The 23,655-nt window shown below is 68.2% G+C and carries 20 protein-coding genes and 1 pseudogene; 6 read left to right on the forward strand and 15 right to left on the reverse strand.

Features of this window, described 5'->3' with window-relative positions; genetic code table 11:
• Positions 1-402: 402 nt before the first annotated feature.
• The 12 genes and pseudogenes from V6U90_RS28685 to V6U90_RS28740 form a co-directional block, all read right to left on the reverse strand.
• A complete protein-coding gene (locus tag V6U90_RS28685; RefSeq protein ID WP_334443226.1) occupies positions 403-720 on the reverse strand; it encodes a hypothetical protein in 318 nt (105 codons plus the stop codon).
• A 291-nt stretch (positions 721-1,011) separates the two neighbouring features.
• Complete coding sequence (locus V6U90_RS28690; RefSeq protein WP_334443228.1) at positions 1,012-1,164, reverse strand: hypothetical protein; 153 nt, start codon at positions 1,162-1,164, stop codon at positions 1,012-1,014.
• A 54-nt stretch (positions 1,165-1,218) separates the two neighbouring features.
• Complete coding sequence (locus V6U90_RS28695) at positions 1,219-1,794, reverse strand: hypothetical protein (RefSeq protein WP_334443230.1); 576 nt, start codon at positions 1,792-1,794, stop codon at positions 1,219-1,221.
• Between the two features lie 139 nt (positions 1,795-1,933).
• On the reverse strand, positions 1,934-2,152 hold the full coding sequence (locus V6U90_RS28700; protein WP_334443269.1) for a helix-turn-helix domain-containing protein: 219 nt from the start codon (positions 2,150-2,152) through the stop codon (positions 1,934-1,936).
• Positions 2,153-3,356: 1,204 nt separating this feature from the next.
• Positions 3,357-4,178: a CBS domain-containing protein gene (locus V6U90_RS28705; RefSeq protein ID WP_334443232.1), complete on the reverse strand. Its 822-nt coding sequence runs from the start codon at positions 4,176-4,178 to the stop codon at positions 3,357-3,359.
• Positions 4,179-4,728: 550 nt separating this feature from the next.
• Positions 4,729-5,612, reverse strand: a pseudogene (locus tag V6U90_RS28710) (thiopeptide-type bacteriocin biosynthesis protein).
• Positions 5,613-5,625: 13 nt separating this feature from the next.
• Entirely contained in the window at positions 5,626-6,702 is a 1,077-nt protein-coding gene (locus V6U90_RS28715) for a lanthionine synthetase C family protein (protein WP_334443237.1), read from the reverse strand.
• Complete coding sequence (locus V6U90_RS28720) at positions 6,699-9,440, reverse strand: lantibiotic dehydratase (protein ID WP_334443239.1); 2,742 nt, start codon at positions 9,438-9,440, stop codon at positions 6,699-6,701. The genes V6U90_RS28715 and V6U90_RS28720 overlap by 4 nt, the downstream gene beginning before the upstream one ends.
• 68 nt (positions 9,441-9,508) lie before the next feature.
• Positions 9,509-9,646, reverse strand: coding sequence for an FxLD family lanthipeptide (locus V6U90_RS28725; RefSeq protein WP_082159628.1), 138 nt, complete (start codon positions 9,644-9,646; stop codon positions 9,509-9,511).
• A gap of 23 nt (positions 9,647-9,669) precedes the next feature.
• Positions 9,670-10,908, reverse strand: coding sequence for a methyltransferase, FxLD system (gene fxlM / locus V6U90_RS28730; protein ID WP_334443241.1), 1,239 nt, complete (start codon positions 10,906-10,908; stop codon positions 9,670-9,672).
• A gap of 427 nt (positions 10,909-11,335) precedes the next feature.
• Positions 11,336-11,875 carry a flavoprotein gene (locus V6U90_RS28735; protein ID WP_334443244.1) on the reverse strand — a complete coding sequence of 180 codons (540 nt, stop codon included), beginning with the start codon at positions 11,873-11,875 and terminating at the stop codon, positions 11,336-11,338.
• A complete protein-coding gene (locus V6U90_RS28740) occupies positions 11,875-13,347 on the reverse strand; it encodes a helix-turn-helix transcriptional regulator (protein ID WP_334443246.1) in 1,473 nt (490 codons plus the stop codon). Before V6U90_RS28740 ends, V6U90_RS28735 begins: the two co-directional genes overlap by 1 nt.
• A 393-nt stretch (positions 13,348-13,740) precedes the next feature.
• Here V6U90_RS28740 and V6U90_RS28745 point away from each other — a divergent pair, with 393 nt between their 5' ends.
• The 6 genes from V6U90_RS28745 to V6U90_RS28770 all read left to right on the forward strand — a co-directional run bounded on the left by V6U90_RS28745 (position 13,741) and on the right by V6U90_RS28770 (position 19,277).
• Positions 13,741-14,571, forward strand: coding sequence for a class I SAM-dependent methyltransferase (locus V6U90_RS28745; RefSeq protein ID WP_334443249.1), 831 nt, complete (start codon positions 13,741-13,743; stop codon positions 14,569-14,571).
• A 361-nt stretch (positions 14,572-14,932) separates the two neighbouring features.
• A complete protein-coding gene (locus tag V6U90_RS28750; RefSeq protein WP_334443251.1) occupies positions 14,933-16,240 on the forward strand; it encodes a hypothetical protein in 1,308 nt (435 codons plus the stop codon).
• Between the two features lie 330 nt (positions 16,241-16,570).
• A complete protein-coding gene (locus V6U90_RS28755) occupies positions 16,571-17,032 on the forward strand; it encodes a tetratricopeptide repeat protein (RefSeq protein WP_334443254.1) in 462 nt (153 codons plus the stop codon).
• A gap of 4 nt (positions 17,033-17,036) precedes the next feature.
• Positions 17,037-17,189: a hypothetical protein gene (locus tag V6U90_RS28760; RefSeq protein ID WP_334443256.1), complete on the forward strand. Its 153-nt coding sequence runs from the start codon at positions 17,037-17,039 to the stop codon at positions 17,187-17,189.
• Between the two features lie 287 nt (positions 17,190-17,476).
• Positions 17,477-18,157 (forward strand): response regulator transcription factor, encoded by a 681-nt coding sequence (locus V6U90_RS28765; RefSeq protein ID WP_334443258.1) that lies wholly within the window; start codon positions 17,477-17,479, stop codon positions 18,155-18,157.
• Positions 18,158-18,407: 250 nt separating this feature from the next.
• On the forward strand, positions 18,408-19,277 hold the full coding sequence (locus V6U90_RS28770) for an IS256 family transposase (RefSeq protein WP_334443260.1): 870 nt from the start codon (positions 18,408-18,410) through the stop codon (positions 19,275-19,277).
• Between the two features lie 50 nt (positions 19,278-19,327).
• Here the strand turns inward: V6U90_RS28770 and V6U90_RS28775 are convergent, their stop codons facing one another.
• The 3 genes from V6U90_RS28775 to V6U90_RS28785 form a co-directional block, all read right to left on the reverse strand.
• Positions 19,328-20,665, reverse strand: coding sequence for a hypothetical protein (locus V6U90_RS28775; RefSeq protein ID WP_334443262.1), 1,338 nt, complete (start codon positions 20,663-20,665; stop codon positions 19,328-19,330).
• 222 nt (positions 20,666-20,887) lie between these two features.
• The gene (locus V6U90_RS28780) at positions 20,888-21,322 is read right to left on the reverse strand and encodes a tetratricopeptide repeat protein (protein WP_334443265.1); all 435 of its coding nucleotides are present in this window, start codon (positions 21,320-21,322) and stop codon (positions 20,888-20,890) included.
• A gap of 276 nt (positions 21,323-21,598) precedes the next feature.
• Positions 21,599-23,464 (reverse strand): tetratricopeptide repeat protein, encoded by a 1,866-nt coding sequence (locus V6U90_RS28785; protein WP_334443267.1) that lies wholly within the window; start codon positions 23,462-23,464, stop codon positions 21,599-21,601.
• Positions 23,465-23,655: the final 191 nt, after the last annotated feature.

Consider the following 23,655-nt stretch of genomic DNA (forward strand, 5'->3'; position numbering starts at 1 on the left):
CACCGAACTCGTCGCCGGCTGTCCCTGGCTACCCACCGGCGCAGCGACCACCTGACCAGTCACACGCCAGCAGCGCGGTCATGAGCGTGATGCCGGCTGCGGTGATGGCGATGTCTTCTGTGGTAATGAGCTTCGGAAAGCGATGCCGGAGGAACACCGCCGTCGCGACCCCGGCAGCCACTCCAAGACCGGCCACCCATGGCCAACGCCACCGGCTCGATGTTTGCGTCATCACCCCGATATTGCCATGGCCCGGCAACTACACGGACCTGTGACCTACCGGCGCATCGGGATCTGCTGGTCGACGCGTGTCAGCTGGGCAGGAAGGCCGCACGTGGTTCCGGACACCGTACCGATCTACGTCAACGCCGTGTGCCCCTTCGAACGACGGGGCGTGCCAAGCTACTCGTCGTCTTTACTCTCAGGCGGATCTGCCAGTTCCCAGATGTACTGCGGTAGTCGGGCGCCGTCCCACCGCGCAACGCCGTATGTCACGCGCGGCCAGAGCTCATTCAGTCGGTCGCGAATATACGACATACTCCACGAGTCGTAGAATTCGAGCTCGCCGTACTCGGGGTCATTAACGTAGGTTCGCGTGCGCCCGGTCCTGACTTTCGCGGTCACTTGCAAGGTCGTCATCTCACCGTGCTCGGCGAGTAGTTCGAGGATTTCGCGCTCGACTGCCTCTTGCATCTCTCTTGCCGCTTGCCTCCTGCTCACGGGTTGTTGATCCTAGCCGTTCTCGCCCACGTGTTCTTCCTCCGATCGGGTTGTCGGCGTACGAGTGCAGTACAGGGCCGTATCCCCCACCGAGTACACAGTGGCAGTCGACATCCGCAAACTCAGCGGCGAGCTGATGATCGAGCCGCCGCCCGCACACAGAGATCATCAACTACACACAGTGGCGTTCGCCAAGACCGTGGTGTTTGGATCTGCCGATGAGCGAGTGGCATCGGAACGCGCGCACGCTATCGAGAGGCAGCTTCGTGTCTTGGATGGGATGTCTGTGTGTCAGGTCGAACGATCGGTCCGGGGCACGATCGGGTCGATGGGCTGACTGGGGCTGTTCTCGGCCTCGAACCAGTCGGCGAGGCTGAACGTACTGCCGCAGGTGCTGCAGGTGGCCCGGCCGAACAGGTATGTGAGGCCGCCAGCGAGGGTCATGTCGCCGCCTGCGATGGCTATGTCATACATCCATCGACCGGGTTCGGTCAGCTCCTAGGGCGAGGTGGGATGGAGCGGAATTCGACTGATGTCGCCGTCGTTATAGTCGCGGACTGCAGCGTAGTGACCGTAGTCGCCGATGACGATCGCCAGGCGGGTCGTGCAATGCGGGCAGCCGAGCTGGTAATGCTCATCGGTGAAGTCCAGGCTGATCGAGGCCCAGAAGGTGTAGCCGGCAAACGCGAGAGTGTCCTGCATCCGCTGGACCAACGCAGGACCGATGCAGGCAGCCAGCCGTGCTCGGGCGATACGGTGTAGCGCCGCGATAGCCTCCGGACCGACCCGTACCAGGTCGTCGTGCTGATGGTGCCGATGCAAGGTTCGGACGATCACTGCGGCCAGCTTCAGCGCTCGGTCCCTATCCTTGTCGCTGCCCGAGCGGGCCAGTCGGCTGAGTTCAGGGAGCGCGGCGAACCCAGCCGAGCAGAAACACTCGGCCTCGGCAACGAGCCGGCCTTCGACCTCGCTCCATACGGCGTCATCGGGTTGGCGTGCAAGCTGGCCAAGCAGCATCTCGATGATGACGCCACTGTCGCCCTGCAGGTCCCGCACCGAGCGCCAATCAATCACCGAGTGATCTAACCCCACGCTTCCGCCTAAAGCTGCACGAACCTGACGCCGTCCGTGCGCGCCGGCCTGCAGAGAGCCCTTCGCGCTCGGCGACCGATGCAAGGACGTCGGAGTCCGTCCGATGCCCAGGTGGATCGGCTCAGGCCTTCTTCCGCCTTGTAACGCCCCCCTTTTGCCGCAGTTGCACGCCTGATTCTGTGAGGATCCGGTGGATATAGCCGTAGCTACGGCCGGTCGCCTCAGCGAGCGCTCGGATCGACTCGCCTGCGGTGTAGCGCCTTACGACCTCTCGAGCGACAGCCTGCCGTTCACTTCCGACCAGGCGTCGCCCCTTCGCCGTCGGCGCTAAGACGGCAATAGCCTGCGCGTTTGTGTTGGACGAGAACCCTCGGGCGCTAACCTCCGGCATGGACCCTTGCGATGACACGGAGGTCGCCGCTGACTCGACGCCGACAGTGTCGGTCATCACGACGACCCTGACACCGGGACCGGGCAGGGCGAGGCTCGGCAGCAGTTGGTCATTGAATGGCGCTGGCCACAGTATCAGAGTTGTATTATCGGGCCAGCGTTCGGATGGCGTCACTACAGGCGTGGCGACTACGCATTCCCCCGGGCCGACAGAGGCCATTGCTGATCGACGGTCGTCGGCGCGCATTCTGCTGCTGATGACCGCGCGCGGGGGTCCAATCGTACCGTTTAGGTGCTCGGCGATATAACTCGCATCTGTCGTCGTCGGCGCTATGACGACGCATCGCGTGTTCGTGGCAAGAACTCCATCCAAAACTCGATCGAGGGCCTGCAGTCGCGAGTCGGGGCCGGGGAAGGCGTCCATTCGGTCGAGAACGCTCCACATTCGGTCTGTTAAATCATCTCGCGGGGAAGTGCTGGTGGCAGCTGTCAGGAGCCGCGAGTGCAGCGTGGGCAAGCTATCGCTCGGCAGGACCAGGGGTGTGCCGTTACTACGGGCGTATTCCGTCAGGGCGGTCACTGCGGCGCCCCGGAGTTCGCGCTCGTCCGGCTCTTCGTCGTAGAAGAAGCGAGTTACGTTGACCAACCCCTTGTTGACCATGTCCTGCAGGGTCATGCGCCAGATCACCGGCAGGGCGGTCCACGCCTCCCCTTGCCGATCGACAAGCATGACGGTCCGGCGAGTACTTAGGCGCGGCTCGGCTGCCTCGGCGAAAGGTGGCCTGAGAGGGTAGTCATAGATCGCGAGCTCGAATTCCATTGACGAGAGCGCTTCGCCGCTGAGCTTGCGCTGAACCGACGCGTGCGTGGTGACGATGACGCCGTTCCTTGGCACATGGAGTTCCTCGAGAATCGCCAGTGCCGCATTGGCGTCGGTTAGCAAGACGACGGGCTCGACGCCGGCTGCTTCCAGGCGTGTGACCCACTGTGCGGCGAGCGTCTGGTTCGCGGCCACGACAAGGCAGAGCGACTCTGGAGCGACCTCCGCCAGGTGAATCTGGAGCGGTAGGCGAGCACCGGTGCCGGGCGGAGCCACCACGACACCCCGTGTGGGGCACGCCGAGTCGCGAAGCCTATCAAGCAGCTGCCGGTGGTCAAGGCGCAGAGCGGTCACTTCTCCCCCCTCTGATCATCACGCGGCGGCGGACCCAGGTCAGCGCCGCAGCTAAGGTTTCCAGCTCTTCGGGCGATGGCTCGGCTCGGAAGTGGAAGACTTTGTTCCTGATCTCGCGTACGGGGTCGAGGGTGCTCCGAACCAAATCGCGATTGTTGCCGAAGCGCAGACGGAAGAAGCGGCCGAAGTTCTCGCCATTCAGTAGCACTGATAACAGCTCGGCCATCGTCAGGTCCTCCAGTCGGCTGCGTGCGCGGCCGGGATCCGCCGGGACCGAGGCCGCGATCAGACCGGGCAGGGAGCTGGCGTCGCAGGCCGAACGCATGAGGTCGCGTATGCCGAGCTCTATGTCCTGCAGCAGTACGAAGGGGCGCGTCCGGTGCCACAGAAAGCGGCTCACGTCCGCAGGTGTCACGATCGCGAGTAGGCGGTCCTCGTCGCCGACTAGGAGGGCATTGCCCTGCTCAACGAAGGCGAGCACCTCACCGAGTTCCTGCGACGAGCGGACGAACCGAAGTTCCTCCAGGTGGTCCTCTACCGTCGCGTTAAGGGCGTTGTTGCGCAGGAGCGGCAGCCCTGCGGCCATCGACCTATAGGTGAAGACGCCGATCACGCGTTGCGCGACAGTGACGACCGGAAGCTGGTCGTAGTCGTGCGTACGCATCACATCGAGCGCGCTCCCGACCTTCGTTCCCACGGGGACGGTCAGGAGATCCTGGTCGTCGGGCACGAGCTGGCCGACCCTGGCAAATCCCGGCGCCCTGAGCGCGGCCGTTGACACATCGATTCCTGCGCCACCCACGCAACCGCGCCTCCTCGAATCCGACGACGACTCTATCCGGCGCAGGGGCGTCCGCTTTCATGCGCCTGCTGCCAAGCATTTCAGGAGACGCGCCGCCCGTCGACCGCTCAGGACGGTGGGCCGAGCAGCTGAACTTCCGCATGACGTTGCTTCGAACTGGTTCGCGGCGGAGTCACTGTGTGTTACAAGGCCGCAGAATGCGTTTAGGATCTTGCCGGTGCGACGCGCTGACGAGCCGCAGCGATGGTCACGGATGGCCTCTGAACAGGGAATACGCGGTTCTTGTTCTGTCACGTATGGTCCACTTAGTTGGTAGTGCGCGAAGGCGCGAACGCAGGCGTTGGTGCATTCGGACAGCCAGAGCCGTACCCGGCCCGCCTTCCGGTACAGATCAAGGCGCGAGTCGGGCCCGCGCGTGGAGCCGGCGGCGGACGGAAGGGCACGCATGAGCTGGCCCACCCGTCTGAAGACTGTCGACCCGATCTGGTGGCGGGGGTCGACATACGGCAAGCCGACACTAGCCACTCGCAGTGGCCATGGGCCTGCTTGTCTAACGGCGTTGCGGATTGATCAGGGCAGGCGCCGCGCGACGGGACGCATCGAACTCTGTTGGCGGTACCGCACATGGTGGTACGGGTTCTTCGACCATGCGCGGCCACTGCTCGCCTGGCGGCAGGGGGGCACGGCCGAAGATGGCTTCTGCGGCTGCTTGAGCGAGGGTGGCCTGGGTTGTGGCGGGTATCCCGATCCGGTTCCAGTGGAAGATCACGTGCTCTGCGATCACGGCACGTAGCCCACGGGTGAGTTTTCCTGTGTCGCGTAGGTGGCGGAGGGCTGTGCCGGCGTTCTCGAAGGCGGTCTGCCAGTCGCTGGTGGTGCGGGTGGTGCCGAGTTGCAGGTGGCGGACCTTGCTGGTGAAGGCTTCCCAGGTGGCGGGGTCGGGGGCGGGGGCCAGGTGAGGTGTTCGAGGCGGTGTTGGGCAACTCGTGCCCACACATCGCCCTGTTCGTTGAGGTCGAGTCCGGTGGCGCGCATGAATGCGGTGCACAGGATGAGGGAGCGTTCCCGTCGGTCTTTCGGTTGGTGGTGGAGGTAGGTGAGGAGGTGGCGGCTGTCGTGGTGGAACAGGGTGTGTGCGGTGTCCATCGCGTCGGGGCCGCCGAAGGCGTGGGTCTCGGGTTCGTAGATGTCGCTGGTCCAGGCGCGCTTTCCGGTGAGGAGGTCGTGTATCGGGCCGGGGTCGGTGTCGGGCGTGGTGGGCAGGTAGCGGATGCGCCATGGGCCTTTGCGGATGAACCACCAGGAGGTGATGAGGCCGGCGGTCTCGGCGGCGGGTAGGACGCGGTGGAGGTGGGGTATCGCGTGTTGTTCGCGTTCGTGGCGGCTCTGGCCGGGGTAGGTGATGTTCACCTGTTGCCAGGGGGTCTCCTTCATGGTGGGCCTTTCGTCAGCTGAGTAGGAGGCAGGCGTCCCACGAGGTTGAGGTGGTGGGGGTCGCGGCGAGGGCGTGACCGGCTGTGCCGTCGAGTAGTCCGGTGGGTTCGTCTGCGGCGGGGGTGGCGTGCCGGTGGAGGCGGGTCAGTGGGGCGAGGGGTGTCGGGGTGAGTGCGTCGGCGGCGATGCGCCGGCCAGCGGCGAGGAGGCCGGCGGTGCCGTGGCAGAGGCTGCGGTCGGTGAGACGGCGGATCTGTGCGGGGTCGTTCACGCAGGTGGTGAACGCCGTCTCGGCGAGGAGCTGCCGGGCGGTGTCGTGCAGGGCGAGGGCGGCCAGTTGTTGGGCGCGGGCGATGCCGGGGGTGCCGTAGCACCAGGAGGGGCGTAGAGGGTGTTGTTGTGCGGGTGCGCCGTGGTGCAGGTCGTCGAGGGTGAGGGTCTGCGGCCACCAGATGGTGCCTCCGGTGTGCTGCTGCCAGGTGTCCAGCCATCGGCATATCCGCAGGATCGCCTCGGTGTGTCCGTTGACGGTGATGCCGGCGCGGTGGGTGAGGGCGAGTAGCGCGAGTGGGCCGGTGATGCCGTGGGCGATCCCGTGGTTGGCGTGGCCTCCTGGTGGCGGCGGCTGGTTCCGGTCGGGTCCGTTCGCGCACCACCAGCCGGGGAGATCGTTGACCGGTTCGGTGAGCCGGACCAGGTAGGTGAGTACCTGGCGGAGCAGGTCGTGGTCGCCGAGGCGGTGCAGGGCGACGCCGAGGCCGGTCAGGCCTCGGATGAGGTCGTACTCGGCGTAGTGGGGTCGCTGGTGGGAGTCGATGCGGCGGTGGGCGACGTGCAGCCGTCGGCGTGTGACCGTGGCGGTCCCGGTGGCGGCGATCGATCGTGCTCGGGTGAGGCCGGGTTGGTTGGGGGTGGCGAGGACGAAGGCGAGTGCGGGTGCGCCGTAGAAAAGGCTGGCGCCTGCGGCGATGCTGACGCCGTTGGCGGTAGCGGCCCGCAGTGCCGCGTGGGCGGCGGGCCGGTTGCCGGTTTCCAGGTACAGAAGAGCGACGCCTACCGCCCCTTCGGCGAGGGACTGTCCTGCGGTCACGGCGTCGCCTGGCAGGTGCGGGCGACGGCGCGGGCCAGGCGGAGGCAGTGCCGTTCGGAGACGGTGTCGACGCCGATCATGCGGGCGTGGTGCAGGTGCAGAAGGTCGGCCAGTACCTGGTCGAGGTCGAAGTTGTCGGCGTGGGCCAGTGTCCGGTAGGTGGCCAGTGCCTTGTCCAGGTCGTCGTCGCGGTAGGGGGTGCGGGCGAGGTCGAGCTGGACGGGTTCGAGTCGGGGGCCGCTGTGGTGGGGGACGTGTTCGGCAAGCCAACGGGGCCCGTCGCCGGTGAAGGCGTCCGCGATGGCGATCATCGTGGCGGCGGTGCTGGCCTGGCGGTCGCCGGTCAGCCGCCGCAGGGAGGCGCGGGAGTCAGCGGCGAAGACCGCTTCGGCGGCGGTGAGGGTGGGGCCGGTGCCATGGCGGGTCTCGGGCCGGTAGGTGTGCAGGCTGTAGTCGTGCAGGACGCGCTTGTGTTCCAGTTGTTGCGCCCAATCGGCGAGGCCTGCGGCAGTTGCCGCGAAGGTGGTGTCCTGGAGTGGGATACGTAGCCGCAGGTGGGGCTCGGGGTCCGGGTACCGGAGGAACCACCAGCCCGCAGCCGGGAGGTTGCCGGTCCGGTGGGCGAGGTCGGTGAGGATGTCGTCGAGCCGGCCGTACAGGCGGGCCTCCAGCCACGGTGACTGGCCGGGTCGATGCTGTTGTGCGGTCGCGGCCCGCGCTGGTCGGCTCGGGTGGGTGGCCGGACAGGTGTGCGCGAGGGTGAGGAGGAGTTCGGCGGGTCGGCCGCCGATCCAGCCGGCCGGGCCGGGAGCCTCGGTGAGGGTGGTGCGGGCGTGCCGGTCGAGGTGCCGGCGCAGCACTGCCAGGTGGGTGTTGTCGTTCAGGTCCAGACGTACCTGCACGTCATCGGCTCCGACCAGGACCTCGTCCGGGAGTCGGTGCTGTTCACGGTGTCGCTGCCAAGTGTCGCGCCAGTGTGGCCATGCCAGGGCGCGGGCGGGAAGTGCCGTCCGGTCGATGGTCCAGCGGGCGGGGTGCACGATGCTGCGTCCGCGTCGCAGGCGTGGCAGGAACGGCAGGCTACCCGCGTGCCCCCAGTCGAATCGGCTGCACGGAGCCGTCCACGCCGTCCAGATCTCGGTCAGGAACCGCATCAGGGGCTGCTGGAGGTCGGGTAGCAGCACGCTGTTGAGCAGCAGCGGCTCGACCGGTCGCCCGGTGGTCCGCGACACCAGCCACAGCCGCTGGCCGTCGCCGGTCACCGCGAGGTCCGCGAGCGTCCACGGCGGGTCCGGGTGGAAGTCACCGACGGGCAGGACGGGCAGCACCGCAGGTGTCCGGGCGACCGCAGCCAGGCGGGCATCCAGCGGCGGGCCGGACAGTTGCACCGTGTCCGCTGCGGGCAGGGCGGTCGGCAGGTTCCGGTAGACGTGCTGGAACGACGCCAGCTCGGCGGGAGAAAGCAGGTGCAGGAACCGGCCGGCGGCGACCCCGGCGTGGCGGGCTCCGCTGACCACCGTCAACGTGAACGCGCCCCGGTCCAGGTCCTGTGGGGTCGCGGCGGCGAGGGTGAACCGTAGTTCGGTGTGTGGGATCGGCGGCCGGTCGTCATCTCCTCGTAGGCGGCCTGTCAGCTCGTCGTCGAGGATCACCTCCGCGCAGCCGTTCAGCGCCGACTGCTGGGCGAGCTGCGCGAGGAGCCGGTCGCGGGCGGTGAACACCGCGGGCACGCGCCGGGTGGAACCCCGGTATCCGGCGGGAAAGCCCAGAACGTTCAGGACGTCGCGTAACGGCACGGCCGCGCCCGGACCCCACCGCTGAATGAACGCGCCGTGGTATTCCGCCCATCCCGGCAGGTGCGCTGCCACCGCCACCAGCGTCGACGCGGCACGGGCCGCTTCGTGGAGCACCGCCGGTGGCAGCGTCACCGAGGCGTCGACACGCAGGTCGACCGCGACCTGGTCGCCGGGATCGGGCATCGGGACGTGGCGGGCCAGGTGGGAGGCCGGGTCGGTGACGGTCGTCGCCGGCCGCAGCGCCGACAGCAGGACACCCGCCTGGACGAGCGACGCCAGCATCCGTTCGGCCGCGCCGGTAGCGGCGGGCAGCGGCCCGGCGACCCGGGCGGCGAGGTCACCGAACATGACCGGGGAACGCGCCGCGCGGATCGCCGCCCGCACCGGCCTGGTCAGACGGATCTCGAGGTCCCACCTGCGGTCGCCGTCGCCGCGCAGGCAGGGCAGCACCCACACCCCGCCGCGCCGGTACCCCAACGAGTTCGTCACCACCGCGACGGTGCGCAACGCCGCCAGGTCCTGCTCGGCGCGTCCGGTGTGCTCGGCGACGAACGTCCCGTCAGGGCGGGTCACCACCTGATGCGCCTCGCCCCACCGGACCGATGCGTGGGCACCGAACTCGACCGGAGCCACCCCGGCGAAGGTGCCGAACGGTGTCGCCCGGGTGGTCCACCTCAGCAGGTACCGGACCGCCGAGTCGACCATGCGCCCGAGCCGGCGGTGGGTGGTCGGCGCGCCGGCCACGGTCCGGGTGATCTGTTCGGCCAACTGGGGTGTGGCAGCGGCGACGGCGGTGGCGAATCCCGGCAGCGCCCACGCTGCTGCCAGCCACTGCCGCCACTGCTCGGGCTGATCCGTCGTCAGGTCGGGCCACGCGGGCAGGGTCAGACCGCTGGGGTAGGCGGCAACTCTGATCAGCGCCGCACCGGCCGTGGGGAACATGAACGCACCCTCGAAGACGGGGGCCCGGCGCTGGCGACGCCGGGCCCGGGGTGGAGCGTCAGGGACGGTTACTTGCTGCCGCCGGAACAGGCGTTCGAGCCCGTGTTGCCCGAGCCGCAGCCGTCGTCGGTGCTGGTGGCGTACCCGCTGGCAGCGGGGCCGGCGTCCACCAGGGTGATGTCCAGGTCGAACTCCTCGAGTTCCATGGTCTCCACTCGCGTGTTCCTTCCTATGCGGAGGTGAAGGTGAGGACGAGGCGACTGTGTCGCTTGTCCAGCACCGTCCCGGCCGGCAGGTCGCCGTCGGGAGTACCTGCGGGTAGGACGTGCAGCACCGGAGAGGGCTCGCCAGCGTCCACCCACGCGCGCATGTGCCCGGCCATCCGTCCCGCCGCCGCGGCGGCGTCGGGCCCGTGAGCGCGGGCGCCGAGGTCGAACGTGTCGTCGGTCCAGCGCAGCGTCGACCGGTAGGAGAACGTGCCCTCGTGCAGGGCGGCGGGCGTACCGAACCGCCAGGAAGGGGCGACGATGCCGGCGTCGACGGCCTCCTGCTGCGCCGAGAGCACCACGAACTGGTCGACCTCATCGGCGAGGCGGGCCGCCAGCCACAGGTCCAGGTCGGCCAGGACGCTACGAGGCGGCAGCCTCACCCCTGCCCATGCCTGCTCCTGCGGCTGCGACAGCAGCCCACCGACCGATTCCGCGTCGACCTGCTGGCCCTCATCCAGCCGCAGGTGGACACCGACGGCGATGTCGACATACCGCATCTCGTAAGCTCCGGTGCCCCGCATCGCCACGAACCCGCAGAGGCGCTGGCTGTGGCTGACCAGCCGGTCGCCGACCCGGCGCAGCGCCCACGACCGGGTCATCCCGAACGTCCGTAGCGGCACGACCAGCACGCCGTCCTCGGCGAGCTGCGCGATCCACGCCGCGGGGATGTCCCACGCCCCGGCCGTCACGATGATCAGGTCGTAGCGGCGGCCCAGGTCGATCGGCTGCTCGGCGTCCGCGCACACCACGGTGACATCGCCGTAACCTGCCACCGCCAGGCACGCCACCGCCCGCTCGGTCACCTCCGGGTCGATGTCCACGGTCGTGACCGAACCCGACGGCCCGACCAGCTCGCGCAGCAGCGACGCGTTGTAGCCGCCCGATCCGATCTCCAGCACATGCCGGCCGTGCAGGCCACCGGTGAGGGCGTCAGCCGCCTGCCCGAGCATCTCCGCGATCAGCCACGGCGCGGACACCGAACTGACGGTCTCATCACCGAGCCGCTTGGTGACGACCGCGGTGTCACTGCGGTACGCCTCCTCCATCTGGACACCCGGCGTGTACAGCTCGCGGGGAACCGCCCGCAGTGCCGCCTCGACCTCGGGCCGCATCGTCAGCCCCTTGGCCGCATGGTCAGCGACCAGCTGGTCAACCATCGCATCACGGAGGCCGTCGCTGCTCATCGTGTCGACGCTCATGTGCGCGTCACTCTCCTGTTCGTCAGGACCGCCGCCGTTGCGGACGGCCCGCATTTTTCGTTATCGCCGCAGGACGAACACGGCCTCAGGCGCCCGGGGGCTGTTCCCCCTGCTGGGCACAGGCCGAACACACCGGGTGTCCCACCGGCGAGGCGACGCAAGGCGGCCGTGCTCGATCAAGCCGAAGTCAACGGGAGGTTTGAGGCGTCCGGGCCACCAGCGGTCCCGGTGTCCTCGACAGCGGCGCGCACCTGCGGTACAGGGTCACGCGGATCAACTCCCCTCGGTCTGGGCGGTGCCGGAGACCCCTGAGCGGCGGGCGCCGAGCGGTCATGTCCACCACTCAACGCCTGCCGAATCGTGTCGAACACCCTCGACACGGGATTTCGACACGGGCAGACCGGCCCCAGCGCCTCTCGGGGGCCGACTACGACAGGCGGGCGGACAGCCTGTGGAGTTCGTCGAGGATCACGTTCCAGCGGAAGGGCTGATCGTAGTGAGCCGGTCGCAGCGCCTCGGTGGCGGTGAGGCGTACGCCGTGGTCGGCGAGGAGCCGCAGATGGGCGTCGAACGCAGGGTGGCGGGCCAGGGTCGGTTTGACGTACGGGGAGACGATGATCGGCATGCCTGCGCCGAGAGCTTCGTTGAGGATGCCGAGGGCCAGACTGTCGTTGATGCCGGTGGCCCATTTGTTGATGGTGTTGAACGTTGCCGGAACGACCGCGACGGCATCGGCGCGTGGCAGGACGCTCGGTTCGTCAGGATGCCGTTGCCGGTAGCTGACGGGCCGGCCCGTGACGGCGGCCAGCTCTTCGGTGGGAAGCCAGGTGTGCGCGGTTTCGGTCGCGATGACGTGCACATCCCAGCCGTCGCGCCGCACCGCCTCGACCAGTTCGACGATACGGCGGGCCGGTGGCGCGGCACAGACCACCAGGTAGAGCAGACGGGTGTTCGCGGATCCGGACATCACGCGGCGATTCCGGCGCGTTCAGCGAGTGCCCGCAGGCCGGGGGTGACGGAGCGCCGCTCGCGGGTGAGCAGGTCGCCGATCAGATGGCGCGTCCGGCCATGCACGTGCACCGTCTGCGGCGCGATGCGTTCGGCTTCGAGCAGGTGCAGCACGGCTGCGGGATCGTTGCCGGGCGAGCAGGCGTAGGCGGCGGCGAGGTCGAGGTGGACCTGAGCGCGGCGGCTTACCAGGGCCGCCGGCAGCCACGAGGTGTCGAGTTGTTCTCCAAGGTGGATCGCCAGCTGGGGCTGGTCCGTTCGGGCGGCGATGCTGATGCGGTGGATCATCACGTTCGTCGGACCGAACCCGGTCCAGAGGTCGTTACGATCGGCGCCGAGTCGCCGGGCCAGGGCGTTCGCGTCGTCGAGGTGCCGCTCGACAGCGGCGGGCTGGGCCTGCCGGGCGGCGATCAGCGCCGCGAGCAGAGCCAACGCCCCGTGGGCCGACAGGACACGCGGACCCGTCGACGCGGAGCCCCTCGTGTCCGTCACACCATCGAGGGCAGCCAGCACCACCTCCTCGGCATCGCTGACGCGGTCCGGCATCGCCAGCAGCGCAGTGCCCACCGAGAACGCCGCCGCAGCGACGAGGGCAACATCCTCGGCCTGGTCGGCGGCGACACGAGCGGCACGGTCCGCCGCCACCCAGGCAAGGCTGGGATCGCCGAGTTTCACGGTGAGTTTGGCGGCGGCGAGATTCGCCGCCGCCAGCGACCCGGCGGCCAGGGCGCGCTGCGTGCCGGTACAGGTTCGGGTCAACAAGTTCGCCTGCTCGAGCGTGTCGGGCAACGCCCGGACCGCCTCGGCATAGTTGCCACGCTGGTAGAGGCTGTGGAGATAGGCGACCCGCTGACGGACTTCCGAAAGCGTGAGGGGCTCGACCGGCTGTTTCGGTGGGGCAGGTGCGAGCAGGTGCCGGCACAGCTCGACCAGCAGCCGCGACCTGGCATCGTGGTCGGCTTCCTCGCCACGGCCTGCTACCGCGTTGACGACGGAGACCTGCCCGGTTCGTGTGGTGCGGCCCGCCTCCGGGCGCTCGCCGTGGAACCGGTCCGGCGGGCGTCGATTGTCGCCGGCTTCGCCGTACCTTCCGCCTGTGGCCTCGCCGGCTGCCATCACCACCTCGGGTACCGCTCCCCACCGCGCCCGCTGTGCCGCCTCGGCCTGCTGTGCCTGAAACCGGGACTGGAGGTGTCGGTAGGCGTCGTAGGCGGCGAGTAGCTCGCCCTGGGCGTCCAGCAGGGTGTCGCACTGCAGCCAGAAGATCCGGTCCACGACCTGCCGGCCCCGCTCGACCATCCCCAGGGTGCTGCGCGTCGTGTGCACCTGGCGTGCGAGGGCTTCCTGAATGAGTCCCCTCGACCTACGCAGAGCGGCGAGCTTACGGCCGAGATCGTCCCTGGCCTGTTGAAGATCCTGGCGATCAATCATGGGCTCGCCTTTCCGCTCGCATCGACCTGCGTCGAGCCGGCGGTTGCGGTGCCCGACGCACGGCGATTCGACGTTAGCGGATCGCACGCGATTCGGGCGTGGAGCTGGTGCGAATGGCGTGCCGGCCTGGCGGAGAGGGCGCCTGTGTCGAAATCCGGTGTCGAGGGTGTTCGACATTCCCGTGGTTGGCGTTGGGTGGATGGTGCCCGCAGCGAGCGTGGCTGGGTTGTGGCGGGTATCCCGATCCGGTTCTCCGGTGAGATTCCACGTGTTCTGCGATGCCGGCGCGAGTCCACGGGGTGGACCTGCCCATCCGACACCAGTGGATCACCTGCGACGAACAGCGGCGTCCCTGCCGGAAAGCCACCGGCGACGCCAGAGAGGAAAGCTGTGATGACCACAACCGCCGGCCAGCGGTACCAGCTCGGTAACAGCACGAGCCAGCTGCACCTGATGCAGGACGTCCTCGACCCGCACACCCACCGGCAACTGGCCCGGATCGGGGTGAAGCCCGGCCAACACGCCCTCGACCTCGGCGCCGGTGCCGGGTCCATCACCCGTCACCTCGCCGGGCTCGTCGGACCGACCGGCAAGGTAACCGCCGTCGACATCGACACCCGGCTGCTGGACCCCACCGCCGTCATCGACGTCTACCAGGGCGACCTGCGCACCACCCCGGCACCCGGGCAGCCCGGCGGCTACGACATCATCACCGCCCGCTGCCTGCTCGAACACCTCCCCAACCGCGTCAACCTGCTGCGGCAGATGACCACCCTGCTCCAACCGGGCGGATGGCTCGTCCTCGGCGACATCGTCTACTCCCGCACCGTCGTCTACCGCGCCCCCACCGAAACCGACGCCACCCTCATCACCCGCGTCGTGCACGGCATCCTCGACACCCTCGCCGCGCGCGGCGTCGACCTGCACTGGGGCGACAAAGCCCCCGGCCTGCTCCTGGACGCCGGCATGAACCACGTCCGCAGCCACTCCCACACCGAAACCTGGACCGGCGGCGGGCCCGGCTGCCACCTCTACGCCCAGGACGCCCACCACCTAGGCGACGCCCTCACCGACACCGGCCTCACCATCACCGACCTGCACCGCTTCACCGAACTCATGGCCGACCCCTACGTCGTCGTCTCCAGCTACCAGTTCACCGCCACCCACGCCCAGAAACCCGAGCCCCGGCAACCCACCAACCCACCGACCGCGAAAACCCGCTGACCAGCACGACATCCACCAGGGGCGCTCGGCGCTGACCGTTGGCCCTGGTCACCATCCGTTCCGGCGCGCTCCCGCCCGGCGCGAACAGCACCGCCGTGTCGCAGCACCTCACCAGGTGCCCTACAGCACGCGTCCTGACCAGGACGTCTCCGGGACCGGTCCGCCGCCGACTCTCCCCGAGCAAGGAACCCCGCCCCCCATGGCCACGTCCCGCCGCCCTGCATTCGCCTGCCGCGCTGCCGCGACCGCCTTCGCAGGCGTCGTCCTGATCACCGCCTGTCAGTCCAACCCACCAACCGACCGGATGCCCATGCCTCACGTCTCTCCGTCACCCCACCAGCCGTCCTCGACGTCGTCCGCCGTGACCGGGACGGGCCTCGCCCCACAGCAGCGCCTGGCGGCCCTCGCCGCGACCATCACCGCCACCCCAGGCGACGCCAACACTGACCTGCCCTACGCCTACCTGCACACTCAGGCGTGGACCCGGGCCACGGACACGATCACCCGCACCGATGTACGACGGTGGCGTCACGAAGCGAACGACTCCGGCTACGAGATCAGCCGTCGGCTACCCGACCTGCCCGGCACCACTCACAACCCCACCCCCGACGAACGCGACCTGTTCACCCACGCCCGAGAGAAGACCAGCCGCTACCAGGTGGGCGGGCTCCCTCCGTACCTCGCGCAGATGCCCACCGATCCCACTTTGCTCGCGGACACGCTGGCACCCCGCCAACTGAGCGGGGAACCCGAGTACGCCCGACTGCTCATCGACGCAGTGGTCGGCCTGGCCACCAGCCAATACCTCAACCGAGAACAGCGCGCCGCCACCCTGGGCGTCCTCGCGAAGGTGCCCGGCCTCGCCTACCTCGGGCAGACCACCGACCTCGCCGACCGTGACGGCCTGGCCTTCGCGGCTACCGTCAACGGCGCAACCTCGCAGATCATCATCGACCCGCGCACCGGCGAAGTTCTCGCCGCCCAGGAACACGTAGCGACGGGGCCCCGTCCGGGCCTGTTCTCCCACATACTCATCCTCGACCGAGCCAAGGCCCCTGCGGATGCGGTCTCCGGCGACCCTGAACGGTCCGTCGGGACGCCGGACACGACCGAGATGTCCCTGGTCCGGCAGATCATCGACCTGACCCTCACCGGCGCCGACACTGCCGCGCTTGACGCGCTACGCGCCGCGGACCCACACACCCGACAGCAGCTCGTCGACACCGCCATGTGCCTGCTCAACCTGGACCACGAACTGACCTGCCCCCACGACCCCAACGACAGCACCGACAATGACCAGGCCGCCCCGGTGTACCTACGCGTCGCCATCGACCACACCCACCGTGCCACCCGGATGCTGCACGACCCGCTCGACGGCGTCGCCCCGGACATCGCCGCCGCCACCCTGACCGCTGTCTCCGCACTGACCACCGCCGTCACGGAGACGGTGGGGCAGCTACGCCGCCGGGTGATGCAGTCGTACCCGGCCGCCGCGCGCGGCGAATACACGACGGCCCCGTTCGCCGACCCGACCACCGAACTGCGACTCGCCGCGAACGAACTCCACGACCTGGAACAGCACCTACACCAAGCCGCACATATGGCCGCCGCCCCCGAACGCACGCTCGGCGCCCTGACCCGCACCCGCCCGCCAGGCGACCAGGCATAGAACAGCTGCCGGCGCGACATCGCGCCCCGACGCACCATAGCCAACAGCCAGCGGGCATCCCCTCTACCCGCTGCCAGCCGCCCCACCGGCCAACCCGGAGAGATAGCCCATGCCCACCCCGCGAGCCCGGACAGCGCCGTCACCGTCGGCAGCACCACCACCCGATCCACCGCGAACCGGCGTCCCCACGGCCCGTCGGCACGCAGTCACCAACGCGGTGAACCGCTGCGCCGCCCTGCGCGCCGGCGGCGTTCTGACCGCTGCCTACGCCCGGGCGCGCACTACGCCCACCACCTTTGCCGACACCTACCCGCCGATGAGCCGCCCAGAATGACAGCCACCAAGCTTCTCGCCCCGCTCGCCGCCCAGACCGGACAAACCCACCTCGCCATCGCCACCTACGAGGAGGCCATCACCGCCGCCACCCGGGCCTTCGGCGAGGAACACGCGCAGATGCTCCGCGCCCGCGCGGCCCACGCCGTACTCCGCCACCGTCTCGGCGACTGCGACACCGCACTACGCAACCTCGCCGCTGTCCAGGCCACCGCGGCGCACCGCCATGGCCACCACAGCCGACTGAGTCTGCGCACCCTCATCGACCTCGGCAGCCTCTACCGCGACTGCGGACACCACGACCTCGCCGCTCGCTGCCCGACCACCGCCAGCACCGGCATCGACCGCTACCTACCACCCGACGATCCGCTCCGCGAGGTCATCACCGCCGTGATCGCCGCTCCCGCCAGCCTCGACCACCTCGCCGTCTGCACCCAGCCACAGCCCCGGTCACAGTGACGCCATGACCACAACCACCGAGCACACACCGATCCTGCCGACCGCGTTGCGCATCGGACCCGAAACCGGCGGCAACACAGCAGCCTCCTTCACGGCACTGGCATCCGATGCCAGTTCCCGAATAGTCACGCAGCTTCGCGGAACTGAATCGAGATGACCGCTCTGCAGGATCTCCTCTCCCCGGAACTACGCGTCGCGTTACAACAACTCGCCGGTACACAGGCTGGGGAGGCTGGTGGCGTACCTCCGTCGATCGATGGCCAGGACGTCAAAGCCCACAGCAACGCGCCCCCGCAGGTCACACTTCCCGCCGCCGTGTCGGACGTCGACCGCCCGTTCCCTCATGTCGCGCAGCCGGAGGAAGGTCAAGCTGTGGAAAGGACCCGCCACCACGCCGCCGACCCGCTCCCACGCGCTACCGGAGACAACGAGCACGCCCAGAGGATGAACGACAGCGTCGTCCTCGATCAGCAGCTCATACCACCTCGGTCACGGACACCCACGCCCCGCATACCCGTTGCGCTGATCTCCACCGACGTCATCTCCCGAGCCGGCGTGACCGGCCAGCTACGGCCCCGCCCCGAGGTGCTGCTGCTCGACGACACCGAAACCCACCAGGCCCGAGTCAGAGTCATCATCGTCGACAGCGTCGACGAAACGGCCCTGCGGACCCTACGCGCGCTCCGCAGCCAGGGCACCCCCGCGCAGGTACTGGTGGTGACCCACACCGACGACGCCGGCCTTGTCGCCGCCGTGGAACACGGCATCACCGGAATCGTCCGCCGGAACGAGGCCAGCCCGGAACGACTCGTCGCGGTGATCCGCGCCGCCGCCACCGGCGACGGCAACCTCCCCCCGGACCTACTCGGCCGGCTGCTCCACCAGGTCGCCACCGTGCAACGAGACATGCTCCGGCCACGCGGCCTGACGTTCACCGGACTCCGCGACCGCGAGATCGAGGTCCTACGCCTGGTAGCCGACGGCTACGACACCACCGAGATCGCCGCGAAGCTCTCCTACTCCCAGCGGACGATCAAGAACATCCTGCACGACGTGACCAACCGACTGAACCTCCGCAACCGCTGCCACGCCGTCGCCTACGCACTCCGCAACGGCCTCATCTGACCCAATGCGCAAGAGTTCGGCGGCCGAGCGGTCCTTCTTCACACAGTTGGCCAGGGCCCCGCTGTTGATCCCCAGGTCACAGGCAACCTGAGCGATCGACTTACCCGTCTACCGCACGATACGCACCGTGCCCGCCCGAAACACCGGGTCGAACTGCCTTCTCGTCTCAGGGGACTGCGTAGATTTCCGTGTTTGACCTGGGTGTGGTCCGTTGGACAGGACGTTGATCCTGTCCGGGAAGGACCACGTCATGGCAGACAAGAAGAACGGTGTTCAGCTTCGGCAACCGACGGCGGCGGAGGTGGAGTTCGCTCAGCAGTTGGTGGAGCGGGCCAAGGCCGATGGGGTGTCCCTGGTCGGGCCGGGTGGGCTCCTGGCCGGGATCACCCGCACGGTGCTCGAGTCGGCGCTGGACGCCGAGCTCGACGTTCACCTCGGTGAGGCTGGTGTCGACGAGACGACCGGCCGGCGGGTCAACATCCGTAACGGGCACGGGGCGAAGACGGTGCAGACCGAGGTCGGTCCGGTGCGCATCCAGGTTCCGCGGGACCGGGCCGGATCGTTTACGCCGCAGATCGTGCCAAAGCATGCCCGCAGGTTGGACGGGTTCAACGAGGCAATCCTGTCGCTGTATGCCAAGGGGCTGACGACCGGGGAGATCTCCGCCCATCTGGCGGACGTGTATGACGCCGAGGTGTCCCGGGAGTTGATCAGCCGGGTCACCGACAGCGTCTTGGACGAGATGGATGCCTGGCGACAACGGCCCCTCGACCGGGTCTATCCGGTGGTGTTCATCGACGCCCTGGTGATGAAGATCCGGCAGGGGCAGGTCGCGAACCGGCCCGTCTACGTCGTGGTCGGCATCAGCCTCGACGGAGAACGCGACGTCCTCGGTATGTGGGCCGGCACCGGCGGCGAAGGCGCCAAGCAGTGGGCCGGATACCTCACCGAACTGCGCAACTGCGGCGTCGAGGACGTGTTCATGGTCTGCTCCGACGGCCTCAAAGGCATGACCGACGCGATCGAACAGGTCTGGCCGCTGGCGGTGCATCAGCAGTGCGTCGTGCACCTGGTCCGAGCGTCGCTGCGCTACACCAACCGCAAAGACTGGCCTCGGTAGATCAGCGGCCCCGCACAGGAGCCGCTGAACCCGAAGTGTCGGCAGTCGGCTCAGGCGGCGTGATCGCGTGGCAACGCCTCCGCGGGCAGAACCAGTACCTTCCCGTCCGCCCGCTGAACGAGGCCGATCTCGACATCGGGAAGCTCCGATGCGGCCACCGACTCCTCGGCCGCCAGTTGCCGCAGGCGTCCCGGCCAGGCGAGCAGGTTGTTCACTTCGCCTTGCGTCAGCAGGCGGTCCGTGAAGCTCTTGGTGGGAGCCCGGAGCCGGAGTTCCGCCAGGTCCACTAGGAGCGCGCGCAGCTCGCTCTGGAGTTCGTCCACGCTTCGCTGCTCATCCTGCAGCATCGCCGTGAAGCGATGGAAGTCGAGCTCCGGAGACTTCTGGGCGTGCTCCACGGCTTGGAGAACCGCGACACGTCGCTTCGTGGCGATCGCCAGCGAGGCGAGCCGGAGCTCGACGCGGAAGGCGCCGTTGGGCTGGTCGATCCCGGGGAATGCCTTGACGAGGTCGGCGATCTCCACACCTTCGGAAGGGAACGCTGCGAGTTTCGCCCGCCATGCGCCGGCCCGGCGAGTGGCCGCGGCGAGGGCGGTGTCGACGGTGTGCACTGCGGCGTCCAGGCCCAGGGAATGTCCAACCTCACCCTTGTCGAGCAGGAGCGCGGTCGCTCTCTCGACGGCTGTCGTCGCGCCGTTGAGGCGATCGCGCTCCGCGTCGAGATTGTCGGCGGTCAGCTCCTCGAGAAGCTCGGTGACTCTCTCCATCGCCTTGCGGCGCTGCTCTTCGGCGTACACGCTCGCGGCGGTGGCGACGGCGAGGAGAACGAAGGATGCTGCAACGGTGACCATGCCGGCGCCAGTCGCGGCCCTTGCGGTGCCACTCACCGCCGCGGTAGCCCCTGGACGTGACGCCTCGGCCACCACCGGCACGAAGGTCGCCTGCCCCACGATCCCCGTCTTACCGAGGATCCCGCCGTAGATCCCGCCGACGGCTCTCTTGGACTGCATGGACCGGACCAAGCCTTCACCGAGCTGCGCTGCCAACGTCCTCGGCACCACCATGCGGTACAGCGTCTCCGTCGACTTCACCGCGCCGGCCACGCTCGCGGAGGCGTTCGCCTGCACCTTCAACAGGCTCCGAAGTTGCATGGCGAGAGGCGACGCGGCGTCGAGGAGCCGTCCGCCCCAAAGGTGCGCCTTTGCAGGAAGCGGATATGCCTCCACCGTGACGAGCGGCGTGTCGAGAAACGCGGCGAGCGCCTGCCGCAGCCCGGCAAGCCGCTCCGGGGTCATCCCCTCGAGATCCACGGGAAGCTGAGCTGCCAGCGAAATCCTCTCGGGTTCCGTCGCCAGGGTCCACACCGGCACCTGCAATCGGTCCGTCACGCCGTTTTCCGCCGTTCCTAGTCGTGGCGAGCGCCTCCGAGACTAACCATCCACGCCGACGGCAGGTTCGTCGGCTGTCTCGCGACCTGAGCGACCGAAAGTCGATGGCAGGGCCGATCCAAGCCGCGCGAAGATGTGGACGGTCGAAGCCGACGGTGCCCGGTCGTGACCAGCCGACCCGGCAAGCCCCTGGCCGAGGCCGTCGCGCTGGTCTCCCACGGCTTACTCGTCCCTGACGTCGATTGTCCGGTGGGTCATCGCGTCTTGCGTTCGGGCCAGGAACGCGCCGGTCGCCGACGTGTGCGGATGTTTCGCGCCGAGGACCTCGGTCCGTCCGGCGAGCGTGACCTGCAGCCATCCGGCGGCTTCGTCAAGGTGGCCAGCGAGGGCAAGCCACTCGCCGAAGTTGTGCATACTGGTCAGGGTTGCTGGGGCCCGCTGGCCGAGGATCCGCGCGCTGTCGTCGATGAGGTCCATCCAGGCGTTCGCCGCCTCTTCTGGGTCCATGCCAGCGGAGTTGTAGAGCAGGTAGTTGTTTCGGACGTTCAAAGTCTCTGGGTGGTCGGGGCCCATGGCTCGCACGCAGTCGGCAAGCAGGGTGTCGAAGTCGTCGGCCGCGTCCTGAGCGTTGTCAGAGGGCGTTTGATAGGCATTCATGTTTCCGGTTTGATGTGTTTTGCCGCTCGATCATCGGCGTACCCTCGCTGGATCCGCGCCCACGTGGGCCGGAATGCCCCGATTTCAGACGCACTCGCCCAGCCTCGTCATGCGCGTCGAGAGCAAGACGGACCTTTATAAGCCAGACGGAATCACGGGACTATTTCTACTCCAAAAGTGCGGTGCGCGACCGCGTTGCGCGAGGCGGAAGCAACTGATGTACCCACGAAGGCCGCATAAGCCGCACGACGCAAAGAACTCTTATAGCTGCAAACCCTATTCGAACGCCCTCTCAGACTTTGCCAGTGTGTTTGCGAGGTTCGCGCGGGTCGCGAGTGTGTCTGGATGGTCGGGGCCAAGCAGCCGCGTGCGGGCATCGAGAAGACACTGCAAGATCGGGATGGCTTCCCCTGGGGCACCGTACTCGGCGAGCCAGCAAGCGTGCGATCCTTGCGCGGCAAGGGTGTCTGGGTGATCAGGGCCAAGGGCATCGAGCCGGTCGGCCGCCAACTGGGCGAACATGGTGAGGGCAGCTTCGCCTGCCCCTGCCTCCCCGTACATTCCAGCAAGCAGCGAACGCGCGTCGAAGGCGTGTATATTGCGCGGTCCGAACAGCTGTTCGCAGTCTGCCAGTACCCGCTCCATCTCGCGGATGCCGTCGGTCAACGCACCTGCCCGGGCGCGGCAGGCTGCGAGATTGGCGCGGGCCACGATGGTACCGGCGTTATCGGGTCCTTTGCTGCGTTCGAAGTCATTGACCAGGTCTTCATGGATGGAGATTGCTCTGGCGAGATCGCCAGCGTTTGCTCGCCACCGAGCGCCGTGGCCCCGAAGCTCCAGTACATCCGGATAGTCGGGTCCCGGGTGCTGCATCGATGTGGCGAGTAGATCGTCGAAGTACTCGGCCGCACCCAGTGGATCACCAGCCTCGCCCTGACGGATGCCGGCGAGGATCAATACCTTGTGCACGCCTGATGCCGTGAGTTCGCCGCGGTCATGACGGCGCAGGGCATCGACGTTCGCCCGCATCGTCAGGGCAGGCTCTCCCGCATGACCTCCTAGGAGCCAGTACTCGAGCAGCGCGTCGGCGGCCTTCGAAACGACCGATGAGCGGCGTGCGGCGTCGAGTCCCTCACGCGTGACTCGCTGGACAAGCGCGTGAACCCGAACGACATCGGCCTCGTGACGCAGCAAGCTGAGTCTGTGTAGCGTTCGCAGGCCGTCACGGATCGTGTCGATGCCGACGGCGTCGATGTCGCTGGCCGAGCCGGTGGCCGACCAGATCGCGCACGAGAGCCAATTCCGGGCGGCGTCGCCTGTCATGAGACCGGCCGAGATGCCGTCAGGTTCCAGTACGCTGAGCAACTCCATGAGCGGCCGGGCCACACCGACCGGCGTGAGCTGATTCGCGGCGTCCATCGAAAGCGACCATGTCGTTGCAACCGTGTCGTGGTGCTGGTCGGGCAGTGCTTCTGGTTCGGGCAGCAGATCGCTCAGGCGCCTGCGTCGGTCCGCGAACCGGTGCCGGTACTCGCTGCACCGCAGTTGCCGGTCGAGCATGAACGCCGCCGCTTGGGCAAGTGCGAGCGGCAGCCCCTGTAGGTCGGTCGCGACGCCGTCGATGTCGTCACCGAGTGGGTGCTGTTCCCGAAGTGCCGACCGCAAGTAGCGGGCGGACTGTTCGGCGCTGAAGACATCGATGTCGACGATACGGCGACGGTGCCCGGCGAGGGCCGCGTCGCGGCGTCTCGTCGTGACGATGGTCCTTCCGGCAGGCCCTTGTGGCCAGAGCCCACGCAGGTCGGCCGGCGTTCGTACATCGTCGAGGACGATCAGCCAGAGGTCCTCGGTGTTCGCTAGCCAGGTGAGCAACCGGTCGGCCGCCTGCTCGACGCTGTCCTGTGGACCGAGTACTGCCCGAGCGGCTTCAGCGTAGGTCGCTAGGACCAAGTCCCGCGATGATGCCGTAACCCAGATGACCGCTGCGGCGGCCGTTCCTTGGTTGCGGATGAAGTCGGCTGCGAGTTGTGTCTTGCCGACACCGCCGAGACCAGTCAAAACAAACGTCTCCCCGAGCTGGAAATCGTCGAGGATTCCGCCGCGATCCTCGAACGACGCCGCTGGCGCAGGGACGACGCCCACGCGTTGCGGGCCTGCGAGTGGCCGTCGGTCTGCCCGTCGGCCCATTAGCCTCAGCCCTTCGTTAAGGGCTGTCCAAGGAGTGGACCGAAAACGAAGAAGTGCCTTCTGATCAGGGAAAATAGGACTTGCTGAGGGTCCGATGTTCCTGTCACGGAAGGCACTTGCTGGGTGAAGGCTACCGCAACACGTCC

This window comes from Micromonospora sp. CPCC 206060 (assembly GCF_036906895.1).
Lineage (GTDB): Bacteria > Actinomycetota > Actinomycetes > Mycobacteriales > Micromonosporaceae > Micromonospora.

Excerpts from the sequence above, each read along its gene's own strand:
- V6U90_RS28755 (WP_334443254.1), top strand. The coding sequence starts at position 16,571 with ATGACAGCCACCAAGCTTCTCGCCCCGCTCGCCGCCCAGACCGGACAA.
- V6U90_RS28735 (WP_334443244.1), bottom strand. The coding sequence starts at position 11,875 with ATGTCCGGATCCGCGAACACCCGTCTGCTCTACCTGGTGGTCTGTGCC.
- V6U90_RS28765 (WP_334443258.1), top strand. The coding sequence starts at position 17,477 with ATGAACGACAGCGTCGTCCTCGATCAGCAGCTCATACCACCTCGGTCA.
- V6U90_RS28720 (WP_334443239.1), bottom strand. The coding sequence starts at position 9,440 with ATGTTCCCCACGGCCGGTGCGGCGCTGATCAGAGTTGCCGCCTACCCC.
- V6U90_RS28690 (WP_334443228.1), bottom strand. The coding sequence starts at position 1,164 with ATGACCCTCGCTGGCGGCCTCACATACCTGTTCGGCCGGGCCACCTGC.
- V6U90_RS28770 (WP_334443260.1), top strand. The coding sequence starts at position 18,408 with ATGGCAGACAAGAAGAACGGTGTTCAGCTTCGGCAACCGACGGCGGCG.
- fxlM (WP_334443241.1), bottom strand. The coding sequence starts at position 10,908 with ATGAGCGTCGACACGATGAGCAGCGACGGCCTCCGTGATGCGATGGTT.
- V6U90_RS28745 (WP_334443249.1), top strand. The coding sequence starts at position 13,741 with ATGACCACAACCGCCGGCCAGCGGTACCAGCTCGGTAACAGCACGAGC.
- V6U90_RS28740 (WP_334443246.1), bottom strand. The coding sequence starts at position 13,347 with ATGATTGATCGCCAGGATCTTCAACAGGCCAGGGACGATCTCGGCCGT.
- V6U90_RS28725 (WP_082159628.1), bottom strand. The coding sequence starts at position 9,646 with ATGGAACTCGAGGAGTTCGACCTGGACATCACCCTGGTGGACGCCGGC.
- V6U90_RS28780 (WP_334443265.1), bottom strand. The coding sequence starts at position 21,322 with ATGAATGCCTATCAAACGCCCTCTGACAACGCTCAGGACGCGGCCGAC.
- V6U90_RS28760 (WP_334443256.1), top strand. The coding sequence starts at position 17,037 with ATGACCACAACCACCGAGCACACACCGATCCTGCCGACCGCGTTGCGC.